This window comes from Paenibacillus solani, assembly GCF_050475945.1.
GTDB classification, from domain to species: Bacteria; Bacillota; Bacilli; order Paenibacillales; family Paenibacillaceae; genus Paenibacillus_AQ; species Paenibacillus_AQ solani_A.
In genome coordinates, this window is sequence record NZ_JBCMXJ010000006.1 from 56,885 (window position 1) to 76,718 (window position 19,834).

At 51.3% G+C, this 19,834-nt stretch carries 14 protein-coding genes and 1 other RNA gene; all 15 read left to right on the top strand.

All coding sequences use genetic code 11. The annotated features are described in order from the left end of the window. Positions 1-188 precede the first annotated feature (188 nt). Positions 189-2,369 (top strand): heterodisulfide reductase-related iron-sulfur binding cluster, encoded by a 2,181-nt coding sequence (locus tag ABEQ74_RS07500; RefSeq protein WP_430121064.1) that lies wholly within the window; start codon positions 189-191, stop codon positions 2,367-2,369. Next, positions 2,366-4,807 carry a 3-hydroxyacyl-CoA dehydrogenase NAD-binding domain-containing protein gene (locus tag ABEQ74_RS07505; RefSeq protein WP_430121066.1) on the top strand — a complete coding sequence of 814 codons (2,442 nt, stop codon included), beginning with the start codon at positions 2,366-2,368 and terminating at the stop codon, positions 4,805-4,807. The genes ABEQ74_RS07500 and ABEQ74_RS07505 overlap by 4 nt, the downstream gene beginning before the upstream one ends. Positions 4,808-5,185: 378 nt before the next feature. Then, on the top strand, positions 5,186-6,376 hold the full coding sequence (locus ABEQ74_RS07510; RefSeq protein ID WP_430121068.1) for an acetyl-CoA C-acyltransferase: 1,191 nt from the start codon (positions 5,186-5,188) through the stop codon (positions 6,374-6,376). A 652-nt stretch (positions 6,377-7,028) separates the two neighbouring features. Next, entirely contained in the window at positions 7,029-8,819 is a 1,791-nt protein-coding gene (locus ABEQ74_RS07515) for an acyl-CoA dehydrogenase family protein (protein ID WP_430121070.1), read from the top strand. A gap of 101 nt (positions 8,820-8,920) precedes the next feature. Next, positions 8,921-10,594: a long-chain-fatty-acid--CoA ligase gene (locus ABEQ74_RS07520; protein WP_430121072.1), complete on the top strand. Its 1,674-nt coding sequence runs from the start codon at positions 8,921-8,923 to the stop codon at positions 10,592-10,594. A gap of 193 nt (positions 10,595-10,787) precedes the next feature. Next, positions 10,788-11,237, top strand: coding sequence for a PaaI family thioesterase (locus ABEQ74_RS07525; protein WP_430121074.1), 450 nt, complete (start codon positions 10,788-10,790; stop codon positions 11,235-11,237). 504 nt (positions 11,238-11,741) lie between these two features. Continuing rightward, on the top strand, positions 11,742-11,972 hold the full coding sequence (gene secG / locus ABEQ74_RS07530) for a preprotein translocase subunit SecG (protein ID WP_430121076.1): 231 nt from the start codon (positions 11,742-11,744) through the stop codon (positions 11,970-11,972). A gap of 195 nt (positions 11,973-12,167) precedes the next feature. Next, positions 12,168-14,804, top strand: a complete 2,637-nt coding sequence (gene rnr, locus ABEQ74_RS07535; protein WP_430121078.1) for a ribonuclease R — start codon at positions 12,168-12,170, stop codon at positions 14,802-14,804. Between the two features lie 151 nt (positions 14,805-14,955). Further along, positions 14,956-15,435 (top strand): SsrA-binding protein SmpB, encoded by a 480-nt coding sequence (gene smpB / locus ABEQ74_RS07540; protein ID WP_053490482.1) that lies wholly within the window; start codon positions 14,956-14,958, stop codon positions 15,433-15,435. Positions 15,436-15,700: 265 nt separating this feature from the next. Further along, positions 15,701-16,065, top strand: a transfer-messenger RNA (tmRNA) gene (gene ssrA / locus ABEQ74_RS07545). Between the two features lie 94 nt (positions 16,066-16,159). Then, a complete protein-coding gene (locus ABEQ74_RS07550) occupies positions 16,160-16,357 on the top strand; it encodes a hypothetical protein (RefSeq protein ID WP_053490481.1) in 198 nt (65 codons plus the stop codon). Continuing rightward, a complete protein-coding gene (locus ABEQ74_RS07555; RefSeq protein WP_430121081.1) occupies positions 16,350-16,928 on the top strand; it encodes a zeta toxin family protein in 579 nt (192 codons plus the stop codon). The genes ABEQ74_RS07550 and ABEQ74_RS07555 overlap by 8 nt, the downstream gene beginning before the upstream one ends. A gap of 392 nt (positions 16,929-17,320) precedes the next feature. After that, positions 17,321-17,776, top strand: coding sequence for an HNH endonuclease (locus ABEQ74_RS07560; protein WP_430121082.1), 456 nt, complete (start codon positions 17,321-17,323; stop codon positions 17,774-17,776). Between the two features lie 305 nt (positions 17,777-18,081). Further along, positions 18,082-18,693: a DUF4352 domain-containing protein gene (locus ABEQ74_RS07565; RefSeq protein WP_430121084.1), complete on the top strand. Its 612-nt coding sequence runs from the start codon at positions 18,082-18,084 to the stop codon at positions 18,691-18,693. A 233-nt stretch (positions 18,694-18,926) separates the two neighbouring features. Next, entirely contained in the window at positions 18,927-19,832 is a 906-nt protein-coding gene (locus ABEQ74_RS07570) for an ATP-binding cassette domain-containing protein (RefSeq protein ID WP_430121086.1), read from the top strand. The last annotated feature ends 2 nt before the right edge of the window (positions 19,833-19,834 follow it).

The window sequence follows — 19,834 nt, forward strand, 5'->3', positions numbered from 1 at the left end:
AGTAGTCGGAAGAGCATGATGTGGAGGTCTATTTTTGCATCCGCCATGAAAGCGCTTCATATTTAGTTCTTACTGCCAATACAATGACGAAACGGATCTGGAAGGAGTGACCGTGCTTAAGAATTAATTGCTGCATCAGATAAATGGAAGGGCGGACGAAGGATTATAAACGCAAGGGGCTGAGAGGGATGGTTCTATCGTTAATGAATGCGCTGCTCTTTGTTTTGATCACCGGATGGGCGGTATATATGTTCGCCACCGTGGTGTATCGCCGGTATCTATATGTCCGTTTGGGTAAGCCGGCCAATCTGAAGAAGGATCTCAAAGAACGACTGAGCCAATTTGCCATCCAGGTGTTCGGGCAGAGCAAGCTGTTTAAGGACCGCAAGAGCGGCATCATGCACTTTATTGTTTTTTATGGATTTATCATTTTGCAGTTCGGTGCGCTGGATATCATCTGGAAGGGTCTGTCGGGCCACAGCCTGCCGATTCCGGGGCACGCCGGCTTTATCCTTATGCAGGAGATCACGGTTGCACTGATTCTGCTCGCCATCGGTTATGCGGCTTACCGCCGTTACGGCGAGAAGCTGAAGCGGCTCAAGCGGGGCTGGAAGCCAAGCATTGTCGTCTTCTTCATCACTACGCTGATGGCTTCGGTGCTGCTGACGATGGCTTTTGAACGGCTCATGGAAGGACTGTCGTGGTCCGCTATGGCACCGATCTCTTCAAGCATCGCGACCGTGTTCGCCTGGATGCCGTTGGTGGCCGTTACGGTGTGCTACTACGTGTTCTGGTGGCTGCATCTGTTGATTCTGTTATCGTTTCTCATCTATGTGCCGCAATCGAAGCATTTTCACCTCATAACGGCGCCGATCAACATTCTGGTCCGCCGTACCGATCCCCCCGGCAAACTCAGTAAGTTGGATCTGGAGGATGAAGAGGCCGAGGCATTCGGGGTAGGCAAGATTGAGGACTTCACGCAGAAGCAGATGCTTGATTTCTACGCCTGCGTTGAGTGTGGAAGGTGCACCAATGTGTGTCCGGCCTCGAATACAGGCAAGCTGCTGTCGCCAATGCACATGATTGTGAAGCTGAGGGATCATCTCACGGAAAAAGGCGCCGCGCTCACCTCCAAATCGGCATGGATGCCCGCATCTGTTTTTGGATCATCGGGTGTTCACTCCATGGGCGCAACGGATCTGGCACTTGTCGGCTGGAAGGGCGAGGGCATCACCGATATTGGTCCGACGATGGACGTGCAGAAGCGCTCCTGGCATCAAGTCGAGGGCGTAGATCCGAAGGACATTCAGCTGATCGGCGGCGTCATGACGGAAGAAGAGATATGGGCGTGCACCACCTGCCGCAACTGCGAGGATCAGTGTCCGGTTGCAAACGAGCATGTCGACAAAATCGTGGATCTGAGGCGTCATCTCGTTCTGATGGAAGGCAGCGTGCCGCAGGAAGGACAGCGTGCGATGCAAAACATCGAACGGCAGGGCAACCCTTGGGGAATCAGCCGTTCGGACCGGAGCAAGTGGGTGAAGGAGGTCGATCCGGAAGGGACGCTCAATTTGAAAATTCCGACCGTGAAGGAGAATCCGGATTTTGATGTATTGTTCTTTGTCGGCTCCATGGGCTCCTATGACAATCGCAGCCGCAAGATCACCAAAGCCGTCGTCCGGCTTATGAATGAAGCTGGCGTCAATTTCGCTATTCTCGGCAACGAGGAGAAGAATTCGGGCGATACGCCACGCCGGATGGGCAATGAATTTCTGTTCCAGCAGCTTTGCATGGAGAACATCGAGACGTTCCAGAAGTACGATGTGAAGCGAATCGTCACAGCTTGTCCGCATACCTTCAATATTTTGAAGAACGAGTATCCGGAGTTTGGGCTTGAAGCCGAGGTCATTCATCATACGGAGCTGCTGGATCAGCTGGTAAAGGAAGGGCGCCTTCAACCTAAATACCATGTTCAGGAGAAAATCACCTACCATGATTCCTGCTACTTGGGACGGTATAACGATGTGTATGATCAGCCGCGCAGTGTACTTCGCGCCATTCCTGGCGTCGAACTTATGGAGATGGAGCGGACGCGCGAGAACGGGATGTGCTGCGGGGCCGGCGGCGGGCAGATGTGGATGGAGGAAGACGCTGGCAAACGTGTGAATTTGGCACGAACGGAGCAGGCGCTGGCCGTATCCCCGACAATGATCAGTTCAGCCTGTCCGTTCTGTCTGACCATGCTGGAGGACGGCACGAAGCTGAAAGAAGTGGAAGATAGCGTAAAAACGCGAGATATCGCAGAAATCCTGGAGTTATCCGTATTCGGTCTATCCGAAATCCATGAACAGGAGGTCGTTGTGCAATGAGTAACACGATTACCCAAGAAGCCGTCAGCGGTTCCGGTGTCGCAAGTCGAAACATAACCAAAGCCGCCGTGATCGGCTCGGGCGTCATGGGGTCGGGGATCGCCGCCCATCTCGCCAATGCAGGAATTCCCTGCCTGCTGCTCGACATCGTTCCGAATTCCTTAACCGCGGAGGAGGAAAAAGGAGGACTGACGCTGGATCATCCGAAGGTACGAAACAGGCTGGCCTCCAAAGCGATTGCTGCTCTGACTAAATCCAGCACGGCCCCGCTGTACAGTCCTGATTTTGTGGGCCGGATCACTCCGGGCAATACCGAGGATCATCTGAGCCAGCTGAAGGACGTAGACTGGATCATTGAGGTGGTCACGGAGCGACTGGAAATCAAAAAGAGCATCTTCAAGCAGATCGAAGGCGTGCGTAAAGAAGGGTCGATCGTCAGCACGAACACCTCCGGCATTTCCGTTAATGCGATGGTCGAGGACTGCAGCGAGGAATTCCGCAGCCACTTTCTGGGCACCCATTTCTTCAATCCGCCGCGTCATATGAAGCTGCTGGAGATTATCCCTGGCTTCGATACCGACCCGGATATTACGAAGTTTATGGTTGAATTCTGCACAAAACGCCTCGGCAAAGGGGTTGTGCTCGCTAAGGATACACCGAATTTCATCTCCAACCGGATCGGCACCTACGGTCTGCTGGTTACGCTGCAGGAGATGGTGAAGAACAGCTACACCGTGGAGGAAGTGGATGCGGCCACCGGGCCTGTGCTGGGACGTCCGAAGAGCGCCACCTTCCGCACGCTGGACTTGGTGGGCATTGATACGTTTGTCCATGTTGCCAGAAATGTGTACGACTCCGTGCCGGACGGCGAGGAGAAAGACGTGTTCACGGTTCCCGGTGTCATGAATGAACTCGTTACCCGCGGCTGGATCGGTGAGAAGGGCGGCCAAGGCTTTTATAAAAAAGTAAAGGGCGATCAAGGGAGCAAAATTTTATCGCTTAATCTGTCCACGATGGAGTACAACCCAAGTGCCAAAGTAAGCTCCCCTTCCATTGAAGCCGCCAAAGCGGTGAAGGGGGCTAAGCGGAAGATCAAAGCATTCTTGGGTACGCAGGATCGTTACTCGGAGCTGGCCTGGAATGTATTAAAGCAAGTGCTTGTATATGCCGCCGACAAGCTTGGAGAGATCGCCGATTCTATTCAGGACATCGACAATGCGATGAAATGGGGCTTCAACTGGGAGTTCGGTCCATTCGAGACGTGGGATCTGATCGGACTGCCGGTATCGGTGCAGCGCATGGAAGCCGAAGGCATGATCGTCCCGGCTTGGGTGAAGGATTGGATTGCTGCTGGCAACAAGTCCTTCTATCAGCAGAAGGACGGCGAAATGTTCCATTATTACAAAGGTGAGTATACGGGCGTTGAGGTACAGCCTGAGCTGATCTCGCTGCAAGCACTCAAATCGCAAAACCGGATCATCCGCTCGAACACGGGGGCAAATCTGATCGATATTGGCGATGGTGTTGCGTGCCTTGAGTTCACTTCGCCGAACAACGCGATCGGCGCCGATATTCTGGTCATGATCCAGCAGAGCGTGGAAGAGGTCAGGGCCAATTACCGCGGGCTTGTGCTCGCGAACGAAGGCCGAAACTTCTGTGTCGGCGCTAACCTGATGCTCATGCTGATGGAAGCGCAAAGCGGCGACTGGGATGAGGTGGATGATATCATCCGTCTGTTCCAAGGCAGCATGATGAAGCTGAAGGCGCTGGAGAAGCCGGTTGTGGCCGCGCCGCACCGGATGACGCTGGGCGGCGGCGTCGAAGCTTGTCTGCCTGCGGACCGGATCATCTTCTCGGCGGAGACCTACTTTGGTCTCGTAGAGACGGGGGTTGGCCTCATCCCGGCAGGCGGCGGCTGTAAGGAGCTGGCGCTTATGACGAGCAACCGCTATCCAGATAAGGAGAGCGATCTCCAGCCGGAGATCAATAGAATCTTCGAGATGGTGGCATTGGCGAAGGCATCGACCAGCGGACATGAGGCGATCCGCATGGGGTATGGGCGCAGTGGGGATTCGGTGGTCATGAATCAGGACTATCGAATCTATGAAGCGAAGCAGGCGGTACTTGCGATGGACCGGGCAGGTTATGTTCCGCCGCAGCCGGGCAAAGCCCGCGTGGTCGGCCGCGACGGCCGGGCTGTACTCCAGATGGGCGCTATCGACATGAAGCGCAGCGGTTATATTAGCAATCACGATCTGCTGATCGCAAAGAAGCTGGCCAACATCCTGGCGGGCGGCGATGTTCCTGCGGGAACGGTCGTAAGCGAGCAGCACCTGCTCGACTTGGAACGTGAAGCGTTCCTCAGCCTGCTCGGCGAAGTCAAAACCCAGCAGCGCATGCAGCATATGCTGGCGAAAGGCAAGCCGCTGCGGAATTAGGGCGTGCAAGGGTTACTCAGAAATGAATCTAGCTCGGTTAGGATAAACCGAATCGCCCAAATCGATGAGTGGTACCTAGGCTGAATGGATGGTGGCTAGTCGAATTGATAGTCCCTAGCGGAATGGATGGTACCTAGCCGAACTAATGATATCTAGACCAATTGACGGCTCCTAGCCGAATCGGTGAAACCTACGCCAAACCAGTTATAGTGCCTATTAGTAAGTTGCTTGGCCATGACGGCATATCAACGCTGTGAAGGTTGAAGCAGGCGATTCTTTTAATCAGTTGCATACGTTACGAACATAACTCACGGCCGACAAGGGCGAACCCTATAGAGGCAATGAATCCAACCATTACAAGTTGAAGAGGTGAAACGCATGAGAGAGGCAGTTATTGTGTCCCTTGCCAGGACACCTGTTGGGAAGGCGAAGAAGGGCAGCTTCGCCCAGACGCGTGCAGAGGATCTCGGCAAAGCCGTACTGGAAGCGGTCATTGAACGCGCGCCTGGTTTGAAGAAAGAGGATGTCGAGGACATCATCCTCGGCTGCGCTATGCCGGAAGGTGAACAGGGGCTTAACGTTGCGCGGATTATCTCACTGTATGCGGGATATCCCGTGACAGTGCCCGCGCTGACGGTTAACCGCTTCTGCTCCTCGGGCCTGCAGGCAATTGCTTTTGCAGCAGAGCGGATTATGCTTGGCCATGCCGAGGTCATCATCGCTGGCGGCGTCGAGAGCATGAGCCATGTTCCGATGACTGGCTTCAAACCGGCACCTCATCCGACCATCGTCGAGGAGATGTCGGAGGTGTACATCGGCATGGGTCACACGGCGGAAGAGGTGGCCCGCCGCTTCGGCATCACCCGCGAAGCGCAGGATGCCTTCGCGGCCAGCAGTCACCGCAAGGCAGCAGCCGCCATCGCGGAAGGGAAGTTCCGGGACGAGATCGTACCGGTGAACGTAACGCTGGCTGCGGCTGACGAGCAGGGCAAGGTGCGCAGTAACACCTTCGCCTTCGACACGGATGAAGGGGTCCGGCCGGACACGACCCCGGAAGTGCTGGCGAAGCTAAAGCCAGCCTTTGCCTTTGGAGGCTCGGTTACCGCAGGCAACGCGTCGCAAACTAGTGACGGCGCGGCGGCCGTAGCCGTCATGAGCCGCGAGAAAGCGGATGAGCTGGGTCTTACCCCGCTCGCTACGTTCAAATCTTTCGCCTTGGCAGGCGTAGAACCGGAAATTATGGGCGTTGGCCCTGTCGAAGCGATCCCAAAAGCGCTCCGCATGGCCGGGATTGAGCTGGACCAAGTGGATGTGTTCGAGATTAACGAAGCATTCGCTTCGCAATGCCTCCACATCATCCGCGCGCTGGGTATAGACGAGAGCAAGGTCAACGTCAACGGCGGCGCCATCGCGCTCGGCCATCCGCTCGGCTGTACCGGCGCCAAGCTGACTGTCAGCCTCGTCTCCGAGCTCGCCCGCCGCGGCGGCGGCTACGGCGTCGTGAGCATGTGCATCGGCGGCGGCATGGGCGCCGCAGGGGTGTTCGAGGTGCACGCGGCAGGGGCGTAAATAGTTTGCTCAGTGAGCTCGGACAATTCTCTAAGTCCCTTAGATCCATGGATTCTTTAATATTTTCTAATCTAATTATCCCATTAAATTATCAGAGTCTTGAAGGCCACTATCTAACGGGGATGAGTTCAGATCATAGTCAGTCTCTAAAAGGCCAAAAGGCCTCAAGCATGAGCTAGGGAAAGCTAGTTCAACAATGCTTCTAAGCTTCTAATTGTATTGTTTCAACCAGATCGAGGATATCGATATCTAGTAATGTTTCTAATGGTCTTTTAATTATGCATAACCCATTAGCATTGCAATTTAGTCTTAGTGCCGTGTCCGCTCCACACACGGACCGGACACGGCACCTCTCACTCCACCCACAGGGGAGTGCAAGGCTTGCCGGAGGCAGGGGTTTGTTCCTAACTGGCACCAACCCAGCGGAGAGAGCGGAATTGTACTGGAGAAGCGGCAGCGGTCGCCTTTGAGTTTGGATTTCTACTATTAATAGATTCATTCAAGGAAATCCAAATTCAACAACGATCGGAAGTACAATCCGCACGCGAAGCGGCCATTATTGAGCAAGTAGAGGAGATATCTATAGCTTCGAAGCTATACCAAGAAAGTCCTTGCACTCCCCTTATTCCATATCCCGAAAGGAGCACCAATCATGAGCGATAACCAAACCAAAGAACCAAAGATCATCGGCGGCAGCTTCGTCATCGACAATCCCGATGTACAGCGCATTCTGACCCCGGAGGATTTTACGGAAGAACATCGCATGATCGGCGAGACGGTACGTGACTTTATTGATGGCGAAGTGGTGCCGCATGATGAGGAGCTAGAGAAGCTGAACTACGAGCTGACGGTAGACCTGCTTCGCAAAGCAGGCGAGCTGGGGCTGCTTGGGGCCGATGTGCCGGAGCCGTTCGGTGGGATCGGACTAGATAAAGTCAGCACAACAATTATTAATGAAGCGTTGGCGAAGGGATCATCTTTTGCGCTTTCTTTTGGTGCCCATGTCGGCATCGGCACATTGCCCATCGTGTTCTTCGGCACGACCGAACAGAAACAGAAGTATCTCCCGGACCTGTCAACCGGCGCCAAAATCGCCGCGTATTGCTTGACCGAGCCGACCTCCGGCTCAGATGCGCTCGGTGCTAAAACGACAGCCCGCCTGTCCGATGACGGAGAGTATTACATTTTAAACGGATCGAAGCTATATATCACGAACGCCGGGTTTGCAGACATCTTTATCGTCTACGCCAAGATTGACGGAGAGCATTTCACCGCATTCATCGTCGAGAAGGAGATGGAAGGTTTTACGCTTGGGCCGGAAGAGAAGAAGATGGGGATCAAGGGATCGTCGACGCGTCCGCTCTTTTTTGAAGATGTGAAGGTACCAAAAGAGAATTTACTCGGCGAGATTGGCAAAGGCCACCGGATCGCTTTTAACATTCTGAACATCGGGCGCTATAAACTGGCAGCCGGCACCGTTGGTGCGGCAAAGGAATCCATTGAGCTGAGCGCGAAATATGCTAATACCCGCAAACAGTTCGATACGCCCATCTCGCAATTCCCGCTCATGCGCAAGAAGTTGGCCGAGATGAACATCACCACCTTCGTCATGGAGAGCATGGTGTACCGTACGGCAGGACTGCTGGATGAAGCTATGCAGGATATTGATTACAACAGTGAAGATGCCGGAACCCATGCGGCTGCGGCGATCTCCGACTATGCCATCGAATGCTCTATTAACAAGGTGTACTGTTCGGAAGGACTTGATGCGGTGGCGGACGAAGCGGTGCAGATTCACGGCGGGTATGGATATATACAAGAGTATAAAGTGGAGCGCATCTATCGTGATTCTCGCATCAACCGCATCTTCGAAGGCACAAACGAGATCAACCGGCTGTTGATTCCGGGCACGCTCGTGAAAAAGGCCATGAAGGGCCAAATCGCACTCTTACAAAAAGCACAATCCCTGCAAGGAGAGCTGCTCCAGCTGGTGCCGGGCCAGACCTTCGAGGACACTTTGGAGCAAGAAACGCATTTCCTGGAGATGAGCAAGAAAATTTTCCTGCTTGCAGGCGGTCTGGCGGTACAGAAATTCGGCACGAAGCTGGAGAAAGAGCAGGAGGCTTTGTCCAACCTGGCGGATATGATGATTGATATCTATGCCCTTGAGAGTGTATTACTGCGTACTCGCAAGCAGATCGAGCGCACATCCGAGGAACGGGCAGCCGGTATGATCGAGATGACGCAGGTGTTTGCCTATGAGGCGTTCCAGCGCATCGAAGCGCTGGCCAAAGAGACCCTGGCCTCGGTGGAAGACGGCGATATGCTGCGCATGCAGCTATCGGTGCTTAAGAAGCTGACACGCAGTACGCCGGTCGATACGGTAGGTCTTAAGCGCAGCATTGCAGCCCGTGTCGTCAAGAATGAACGATACAGCCTATAGTCTAATCGCTGCCGCAAGAGGATGCGCATTCACTCAAAAAAGAGAGAGTTTATTTTTGGAGTAGGAACAAGGAGCATTCCTGAGGAAAGGGTTGGTTTTGTATGGATACAAAGCCTTGGCTGCCGTTTTATCCACCCGAAGTAGCCCCCGTTTTTGATTATCCGAAACAGAATTTAGCATCATTTCTCGTGACGTCGGCGCAAAAATATCCGAGTCGGCCGGCCATGTATTTCATGGGCAACACGATTAACTATAAAAGTCTGCTGGAGTCGTCCTACCGTATGGCGAACGCGCTCCGCAGCAAAGGTCTCAAGAAGGGCGACCGGGTGGCGATTATGCTGCCCAACTGCCCGCAGGTGGTTATGTCCTATTATGGGGTACTGCTCGCAGGGTGCGTGGCGGTAATGACCAACCCGCTCTATATGGAGCGGGAAATCGCCCATCAGATGAAGGATTCCGGGGCACGGATCATCATCACGCTGGATATGTTTGTGTCCCGGGTCGAGAGTGTCATCGAGGAGACAGATCTAGAGCATGTGATCGTCACGTCCGTAGCCGATTATCTGCCTTTTCCGAAAAATCTCCTCTACCCGATCAAAGCTAAGAAGGAGGGCCCACTTCCTGTTGTCTCGTATGGTGATAGAATCCATGCTTTCAAAAAGCTGCTCGCCAGCGCACCGGATGATCCCATCTGCGAACCCGTGAAAGCGGAGCAGGATCTGGCCCTGCTGCAGTATACAGGCGGGACGACCGGTGTTCCCAAAGGCGTCATGCTGACACATATGAATCTGATCGCCAATACCGTGCAGTCGGCGAACTGGTGCTTTCAGGTGGAGGATGGGAAGGAGCGCTATCTGGCGGTGCTTCCGTGCTTTCATGTATTCGGATTAACGGTGCTGCTCAATCAGGCCGTCTACCGTGCCGGTATGCTCATTTTGGTACCAAAATTTGAAGTCACGATGATTCTGAACCTGATCAAAAAGAAGAAGCCGACGCTCTTCCCCGGCGCACCGACGATGTATATCGCCCTGATCAATCACCCGCGGATCAAGGAATACGATCTGTCGTCCATTAATGCTTGTGTCAGCGGCTCCGCCGGGCTTCCGGTCGAGGTGCAGGATAAGTTCGAGGAGCTGACGAAGGGACGGCTGATTGAAGGGTACGGTCTGACCGAAGCATCACCGGTTACCCATGTGAATCCGATCTGGGGAAAACGCAAAATCGGCTCGATCGGCGTTCCCGTTCCGGATACCGATGCCAAGGTGGTCGATCCCGACACTGGCGAGGAAATGCCGCCTGGACAGCCGGGCGAGCTGATTGTGAAGGGACCCCAGGTAATGATCGGGTATTGGAACCGGCCGGACGAGACGTTTGATACCTTGCGAAACGGCTGGCTGTTTACGGGCGATATGGCCACGATGGACGAAGAAGGGTATTTTACAATTATCGATCGCAAGAAAGACATGATCATCGCGAGCGGCTTCAATATATACCCACGGGAGATTGAGGAAGTACTGTATGAGCATCCGTCCGTGAAGGAAGCCGTCGTGGTCGGAACTAAGGACGATTATCGCGGGGAAACCGTGAGAGCTTATATTGTACTGAAAGATGGAGCGCCTCCTGACCCTTCGGGCCTCGAGAAGTTTTGCCGCAGTCAGCTGGCAGCCTATAAGGTGCCACGCGAGTATGTGTTCCGCGATTCGCTGCCAAAGACGATGGTAGGCAAAGTACTGCGCCGCAAGCTTCTTGAAGAAGAGGAGGAGAGAATTGGATAAGGTACAATCTGAAGTGAAGAGAGGGCATAACAGGTTAAGGCACAAGAGTTAAACAGTCTTCTAAATTTGGGGTAATTAATAATGTTCGTTCTAAGTTGTATGCATGGGCGGAAGCTCACGAATGCCGGCTCATGTTATTATGCAGGATTGGATACAGTACTAGCGATGTCAAAAGAAAAAAGGAGGCGGCCTGATGGACCCTACCCATACGAATCCGGACACGAAGGCGGGCCAGCCGGATTTTGACCTGGAGGCTTATGTCGAGACCATGACCAAGGCGGCAGAGCCTACCTTCTGGGGTTATCTCGGATGCAAGCTCGCATCGGCCAGCCCGGAGGCGGTTGTTGTCACCCTGGATGCGCAGCCACATCATATGAATATGATGGGAATTGTGCATGGCGGCGTACTTTCCTCATTAATGGACAACGCCATGGGCATAGCCGTCATGCTGGAGCGCCCCGGCGAATCGACGGTGACGAGCAATCTGAATGTGCATTTTCTCATGCCAGCCCGGGCGGGCGTTCTCACCGTAACGGCAAACATCGTGCATCAGACACATCGTTCGGTAACAACGGAATGCAGGATTAAGAACGAGAAGGGTGATCTTGTCGCAATCAGCACAGGGTCGTTCCGAGTGAAGTAGAGCAGTTTTGGCTACGACCGAGCTTTGGAGAAAGTGTCGTGTGTGTTAAAGTAAGTGACCTTGTGAGTGGCTTTGTAATAAAGCACGTGACCTTGCGAGTAGCCTTGTAACTAGTCACAAGACATGTAAGTGAACTTGCTTGCTAAAGGCCTTGTGTGCCTGAGGTAAGTGGTCTTTAAGTCAACACGTGCTAAAGCGCGTGCGGACGTCTGCTCTCTTTAGAGGGCAGACTTTTCATTTTTTGACGGTCGGCACTTTTGATATATAAGGATTGGTTCAAATGTGAGGCTGATATTAGGCTGGTGCATCATCCCGCTATGCTTGTCTGCCCAGGACACCTCAAAGACAGCAAGATCCCAAAGATCTGGCCTGGGTTTACTCCCCATTTTTTCTTGTCAAGTCTATAAAGCTATGGTACAATGAGAATGCTGTTTTTCATGTAGAATCTAGAATGTCTCTTAAGATTATAAATTTAGATGTTTACATACGTAGGAGGTGGAAATCATGGTTGTATTTTTCGAAGTGTTGCTTGTTATTTTCTCCATCGGACTGATTACTGTCGTTCTTCTCCAGAAAGGGAAAAGCGCAGGTCTTGCCGGTGCCATCTCCGGCGGTGCGGAACATCTTTTTGGTAAAACAAAGGCTCGCGGTATGGATCTCGTACTGCAGCGCACAACGGTAGGTCTTGCAGCAGGTTTTATGATTTTGGCCATCGTTGTTGCTGTGTTGAAATAACAATAACGATACCCTCGCTTTTTCAGTCTTGGAAGAGCGGGGGTTTTTTATTGCCTGAAATTCGGCATACATAGAGGCAAGCGGAGCCTAAGAAGGATACCAAGGATTAAATTCGTGTATACTAGGGTATGAGTATATAAAGGTAAAGAATGGATAGTGGAACGATGAATTTGCAGGTTCCCCGAGGTGATAAACATGATAACTGAAGAAATATTACTGGACTTTATGCGGGAAACTGCATACAAACCGATGACGTACCAGGAATTGGAGCAGCATTTTGCGATTGAGGATGCTCATGAATTCCGGGAATTTTTGAAGCTGTTGAACGAGCTGGAGCAATCCGGCAAAATCATCCTGACCAGCACCCAGCGCTATGGCGTGCCGGAACGGATGAATTTGCTGCGCGGACGTTTGCAGGCACATGCGAAGGGCTTTGCCTTTCTGATTCCCGATGATCGTGAGCACCCGGATGTGTACATTCATGCCAATGATTTGAAGAGTGCGATGAATGGAGATATCGTGCTCATCCGGATCAGTTCCAAGCAGAACGATGGCGGCAAAATGGAAGGCGAAGTAGTCCGTATCGTGACGCGCGCGGTCACTCAGGTTGTGGGCGTATTCCAGAACCATGAAGCCTATGGCTTCGTGCTGCCGGATGACAAACGGATTAACCGGGATATTTTTATTCCGAAGCATGCGATTAATGGCGCTGTAGACGGCGTGAAGGTCGTTGTGAAGCTGGTGAGCTATCCGGAAGGAAGAGCGGCGGCTGAGGGTGAAGTGGTAGAGATTCTGGGTCACAAGGATGATCCGGGTGTCGATATTTTGTCCATTATTCGCAAGCACCAGCTGCCTGAGAGCTTTCCAGAGGAAGTGCTGGCTGAGGCCGACGCGGCCCCGGATTCGATTACGGAAGAGGAAATTTCGCAGCAAGGGCGCAGGGATTTGCGGGGCTTGAACATCGTAACAATTGACGGCGAGGATGCCAAGGATCTGGACGATGCGGTGAATGTGGAGCGTCTGCCAAACGGAAACTACCGGTTGGGCGTTCATATTGCTGATGTCAGCTATTACGTCCGCGATCGGTCCGAGCTGGATAAGGAAGCATATAACCGCGGGTGCAGTGTGTATTTGGTGGATCGGGTTATCCCGATGCTGCCGCATCGTCTCTCCAACGGCATATGCAGTTTGAATCCACAGGTGGATCGTCTGACCATGTCGTGTGAGATGGAATTCAACGAGCAGATGAAGGTCGTGAAGCACGATATCTTCACCAGTGTCATTCGCACGAAAGAACGGATGACGTACAACAATGTACGCAAAATTCTGGTGGATGAGGATCCGGAGTTGATCGAGCGATACAGCGATCTGGTTGAGGATTTCCGCTTGATGCGTGAGCTGGCACTGAAGCTGCGCGGCCGCCGGATGCGCCGGGGCGCGGTGGATTTTGATTTTGTGGAATCCAAGGTCATTGTGGATGAGAACGGCAAGGCCGTGGATATCGTCAAAAGAGAACGCTCCATTGCTGAGCAGATCATTGAGGAGTTCATGCTCGCGGCCAACGAAACCGTAGCTGAGCATTTTCACTGGATGAAGGTTCCGTTCATTTACCGGATCCATGAGGACCCGGATCAGGAGAAGCTGCAGAACTTTATGGCGTTCGCGGCGAATTTCGGACACCATGTGAAGGGGCGGGGCAACGCGATTCATCCGCGTGCGCTGCAGAACCTGCTTGAGGCCATTCAAGGCACGAAGGAGCAAACCGTGCTGAGCACGATGATGCTCCGTTCGATGAAGCAGGCGAAATATGATGCGGAGAGCACTGGTCACTTTGGCCTGGCTGCTGAGTATTATTCTCACTTTACGTCTCCGATTCGGCGTTACCCCGATCTGGTCATCCACCGGGTTATCCGGGAAGTGCTGGAGAGCGGTGGTGCGCTTAATGAGACGCGTCATGAGCAGCTAGCGAGCCGGATGGCGGACATCGCGCAACAATCCTCGGAGCGCGAGCGTGTAGCCGTGGATGCAGAGCGCGATACGGAAGCGCTCAAGAAGGCCGAATTCATGCTGGATAAGGTCGGTGAAGAGTTCGAAGGCATTATCAGCAGCGTGACCAGCTTCGGTATGTTCATCGAGCTGGAGAATACGGTCGAGGGCTTGATTCGCCTGAGTGCGATGACCGACGATTATTATCATTTCGATGAGGGCCATATGGCGCTGATCGGGGAGCGGACCTCGAAGGTATACCGCATCGGTGATGATGTGAAGGTTCGCGTGGCGAAGGTGAACATGGACGATCACACCATCGATTTTGAGATGGTGGATATGAAGCCGCGCCGCCAAGGGCGCGGCGAAGGCGACCGCGGCGGCAATGGCGGCCGCGGGTTCGGTGCCCGCGACGGCGCAGCCCGCGGGGGCAAGGGCCGCGGCGGTAAACGCGGCGCGGTTGAAGGCGGCGCGCCGGGCGGGCGCCGCAAGGATGCCGCTGGCGGCCAGGGTGGCCGCGGCAAGCGCGGCGGCGATGCGCCAGCTGGAGCGAGCGCTGGTGCTGGTGCTAGCGAGCAGCAGGCGTCGAACTTTGCCTTTGGCTCTGGCAAAGGCGGATACAGCTCCGCCAGCGGCGGCGCCCTCGGTTTTGACCGCAACGCACGCTCCGGCGGTGCCGGTGGGAAGAACCGACGCAAGAAGACGTCGGGCAGCGGCATTTTCATCGGCGAAGGTCCTACTCCTGGCGGAAATAGCGGAGGTAATGGATCTGGCGGCGGTGGACGCAAGCGGAAGAACAAGGGCGGAAACGGCACAGCCGCTTTTGTCCGTAAGAAGAAAAAGTAAGCTTCTCCTCCTAATCTAACACGGGCGATGCTTGCCCTGTCTTGATTTTGGAGGCACACGTTTGATACAATGGACTTCTGGTACGATTGCATTTGGCGGTCTGCCGGAAGTCCTTTTTCCATAATCATTGTTGATGACAAGGGGTGAGACCATGGGTAAGAAAAGTGACGGGAAGGTTCTGGCCCAGAACAAAAAAGCTTCCCATGATTATTTCATCGAGGATACGTATGAAGCGGGAATGGTCCTGACCGGAACGGAGATCAAATCTATTCGGAACGGCCGCTCTAATATTGGAGATGCGTTCGCAACCATCCGGAATGGCGAGATCCATATCCACAACATGCATATCAGCCCGTTCGAGCAAGGGAACCGCAATAATCCTACGGATCCAACGCGTACACGGAAGCTGCTGCTGCACAAGGAGCAGATCCGCAAGCTGCTGGGCTTGTCCAAGCAGGACGGCTACGCGATTGTACCGCTGAAGATCTACATCCGTAATGGCTATGCGAAGTTATTGCTGGGTCTTGGTAAAGGTAAGCGTCAATACGACAAGCGCGCCGATGCCGCCAAGAAGGATGCACAACGTGATATCCAGCGTGCACTGCGTGAGAAGCAGAAGATTGCAAGGTAATGGAACAACTAGCAGGATGGCAGCTTTTTGCTGTGTTACCTGCAATGTATATATCATTTTGATATCAAATGTGATATACTAAGTGATGTAAGAGAGATCAATAAGATCTTTGACAATCAGCATACAGCCTGCGTATTCCTTTCTTGGAGGGAAAGAATGCGCAATAGATTGACTGCTATGACTGAATACATTCTTTGATTTAATCCGATAGCCCTTTTTGGCAGGAACGCTTAAGGTGCGAAGCACCGGCATTTCTCCAACTTAAGGGGGCGTTTTTGGATTCGACGGGGATAGTTCGGGCATGAGTAGCGGGTAGTGGGGACGCGTCCACTTCATCAACGCTAAAGCCAATTAAACGGCAAACAACAAAACAACTACGCTTTCGCAGCTTAATAACCTGTGAGCGTGCTCTCGCTCTGTATCGCCCATGTACCGGGATGAGGGCTCAACTTTAGTGGGATACGCTGCCTAGTCTCCGCCTGGGGCTAGCTGAAGAAGACAATCAGGCTGACCTGAAGGGAATCCGGTGACAGGGAGTTCCTAGGGTGACATCAAATCTGTCACTACACCCGTAGAAGCTTGTGTTGTCGTTATCTTCGGACAGGGGTTCGACTCCCCTCGCCTCCATACATAACAATGATAGAGCCATCAGCCAGTGATCTGGTTGGTGGCTCTTCTGTTTATGATATAATAAGCGTAATTAGAAAACTGGAGGGGACTCAGGATGGTTGCCAATCGAGAGCAGCTCCAAGAAATTCTGAAAAAAGCGAATCAACATGCACGCAAGCAAGCCAGGGAATCAGGGGCATCCATTTACTATATAAAGAATAATAAAAGAGTACGTGAGGATGCTAACGGAAATAAGTTCGAAATCATCTATGATGCAACCGGAAAACGACATGAGTTCGAATATCATGAATAAACTAAAACCAGTTATGACGGTTTTTGCAGGAACAAATGGGGCGGGAAAAAGCACGCTCAGTATGCAGATGAGAGCATGGTTAGGCGAGTTGGTTGACCCTGATCAGATTGCCCGTGAACTAAAACCAGATGATCCAAGAAGTGTCGATCTTTCGGCGGGAAGAGAAGCGGTCAAAAGAATCAGATCGCTGATAAAAAGACAGGAGCATTTTGCAATTGAAACTACACTATCAGGTACATTTGTTCTTAAGCATATGCAAATTGCTAAAGAAAGCGGTTATGACATCGTCATGTACTATATTGGACTTCAAGATGTGCAAATGCATATTGACCGTGTGGCCTCTCGTGTCGAGCAGGGTGGGCATTGGATTGCAGAAGAGGATATTCGTTTTCGATACGGTCAGTCATTGCAAAATTTAAAGCCTGCACTAGCCATTGCAGATCAGGTTTTTATTATAGATAACACAAACCAACCAACGATTGTTGCTGAAATCACAGAAAGTAAGCTGATATATTGCATAGAGAATATACCTGCTTGGTCTGCGAATGTTATTAGGGATCATAGTGGGTAGTGCGTTTTAGGGTGTTGTTATGGCAATTAGCTTAATAACCTTGCACGTGTGCTCTTGCTCTGTATCGCCCGCGTACCAGGATGAAGGCTCAACTTTAGCGGGATACGCTGTCTTGTCTCCATGAAGCTGAAGAAGACAATCAGGCTGATCTGAAGGGAATTGGGTGACAGGGAGTTCGAGTATCGCTTACGATGTTAGCATTGTTTCGCAATGCTCTCAGGTGACATCAAATCTGTCACCACACCCATAGAAGCTTGTGCTGTCGTTATCTTCGGACAGGGGTTCGACTCCCCTCGCCTCCACCATGATGAACACCATCCGTATGAGGATGGTGTTTTTGTTTTATATTAATACTATAGGCTAGAACATGTCTTACAGGTGGAGTGAAATTGATGAATCACAGTCATGATGGAGAGGAACCACTGATAACGGTACTCAATATGGATGGTCAACAACTAACACCATGTTTGCCCCATCGGGCTTGGCGGGAAGTTGAGCGATCGAGAGCTGTCTGGATTGATGAGCAGACGATCCAACTGCTTTATAATCCGTTCTTATTTCGGCACTATCGAAAAGCCGCACTGAAACGAGATCATCACACTTGTTTGTGGTGTGGACAATACGCCACGACAGTGGACCATATTATCCCTGCAAGCAAAGGTGGCTCGGATCTTCCGCATAACCTGATCGCTTCATGCAGCGAATGCAATACAAAACGAGGAAACCGTTCTGCATTATCCTATCTCAAAGAAAACGCGAACTTTGTTCCAAATCTTATGAAGCTTTGCTTGCGTATCTTTCTAGCTAAATACAGACATCGTCAAATGAAAAAAGGGACACTTGAGTAAAGGCTTAGATTTATGATTTGGAAATCGTGATGCAGTGAGCTTCAATGATCGCAGTCGTCTGTTGATGATCGAATTGATAACAAATAAAGACCCCTAGGGTTCCTTGGTCCAGATGTGACATACTCTCTTCCACATAGCATTAGAGCAACTCCTTATTTTTGATGAAACCAGGGAGTGTGGAAAAATTAAGTTAAATGTACTACACAAATTTAGGACAAAAGACAGGAAAATTATTGAATAAAATGAAACTTAAGAACCAAAAAACACGTAATATGTGGTAATATGTAGAAAAAGGAGGAGAGGTTTTGAGAAAGGCTAGTTTGGGAATTTTATTGGTAGCATTGTTATTGTTGGTTACTGCATGTGGAGATGCTTCCTCTACATCAACAGGAACGCAGAATGCTAATGCTGCTGTAAAGGATCAAGGTACTGAGGCGAACGCAAATAACGAGCAAACAGGTGAAGCTGTTGCAGAAGAACCGGCTAAGGAGCCGGAAGCGCCGAAAGAAGTTACATACAAAACTGGAGACAAGTTCAAATTGGGCGATTGGGAAGTTGTGCTGGACTCTTTTGAATTCAATCAAAAAGTCAGTGATGAATACTTTTCTTCTAGTGCAGATGAGGGCAATAAGTTTTTGATTTTAAATTATACGGTTACTAATGAAGGAACGGAAGCTGACAACTTTACGTCAATGATTGGCGGAGTTGATATGAAGGCGGTTTTCCAGGACAAATATGAGTATAAATATACGATCACTCTGATAGATAAAGATCTTAGTAAAGAGAGTATTAAGCCGCTATCTTCAAAAACCGGATTTGTTGTAATGGAAGTACCTGACACGGTAGCTACATCAGAAGATAGTTTGATTCTTAAGCTTAAAGATGATAAGGACAAGGCCACAATCAATTTAAGATAGCTGAAGTTGCCACTAGTATGAAATAAACCGCAAGCGTAAGGGATTTCTCCCAAAGCTTTCGGTTTTTTAGTATCAAAAAAGAAGGGCCTAGAGGTCCTTCTTTTTTTGCTTTCTTTTTTCTGACATTTGTCATATCCGGCTTGTGACAACCCACACTAATTGAAGCTCGCGCTTTTTCAATATAATAAGGACATCAAGTAACGAGAGAAGAAATTAGCGGAGGTTAGTACAAAATGACAAAGGCCATTGAATGTATAAATCTAGTGAAGAAATTCGGCGATTATAGTGCCGTTGATCATATGAATCTATCATTTGAGAAAGGTCAAATAACAGCATTGCTCGGACCGAATGGGGCAGGCAAGACAACAACCATTTCCATGATACTCGGAATGATCAAGCCAACATCAGGAGAAGTCAGGGTCTTGGGGATGCCGTCTGGAACAAAAGAATTACGGCAGCGCGTTGGAGCGCTCTTGCAGGATGTTAAAGCAGCAGATGGACTTACGGTGAAAGAAGTGCTTCAATTGTTCCGCAGTTATTATCGTAATCCGATGTCGCTAGAGCGATTGTTAGACATTTCGGGACTCCACGCGGATCAGAAACGGCGCGCATCCACGCTGTCTGGAGGACAACGCCGTAGATTAGCCTTCGCTCAGAGTTTGGCGGGAAATCCAGAGCTTCTCCTGCTTGATGAACCAACCGTCGGAATGGATATCGAGGCTCGTGGCCGCTTTTGGGACACCATCCAAGCGCTGGCAAGTGACGGACGTACTGTGCTCTTAACTACACATCATTTAGAGGAAGCTGATGCTGTCGCAGATCACATCGCGGTAATCGCCAGTGGACAGGTTGTTGCGGAAGGGACTCCAGAACGTTTAAAAGCTCAAACAGCGCTTAGAACCGTTTCATTTCGAGCGGCGAAGGCGCCAGATGAGCAGGTATGGCTCACATTACCTGGTGTAGAAAAGGCAGAGTGCAACGGCGAGCGAATTCGTCTGTATGCTCAAGAGACCGATGTATTGTTACTTAAACTGATGCAGTCTGAATGGGGAATTTCCGATATTGATATACAATCTGCCAGTTTAGAAGATACATTCCGAAGCCTTACAGGTACACATAAACCAACGATTATACGATAAAA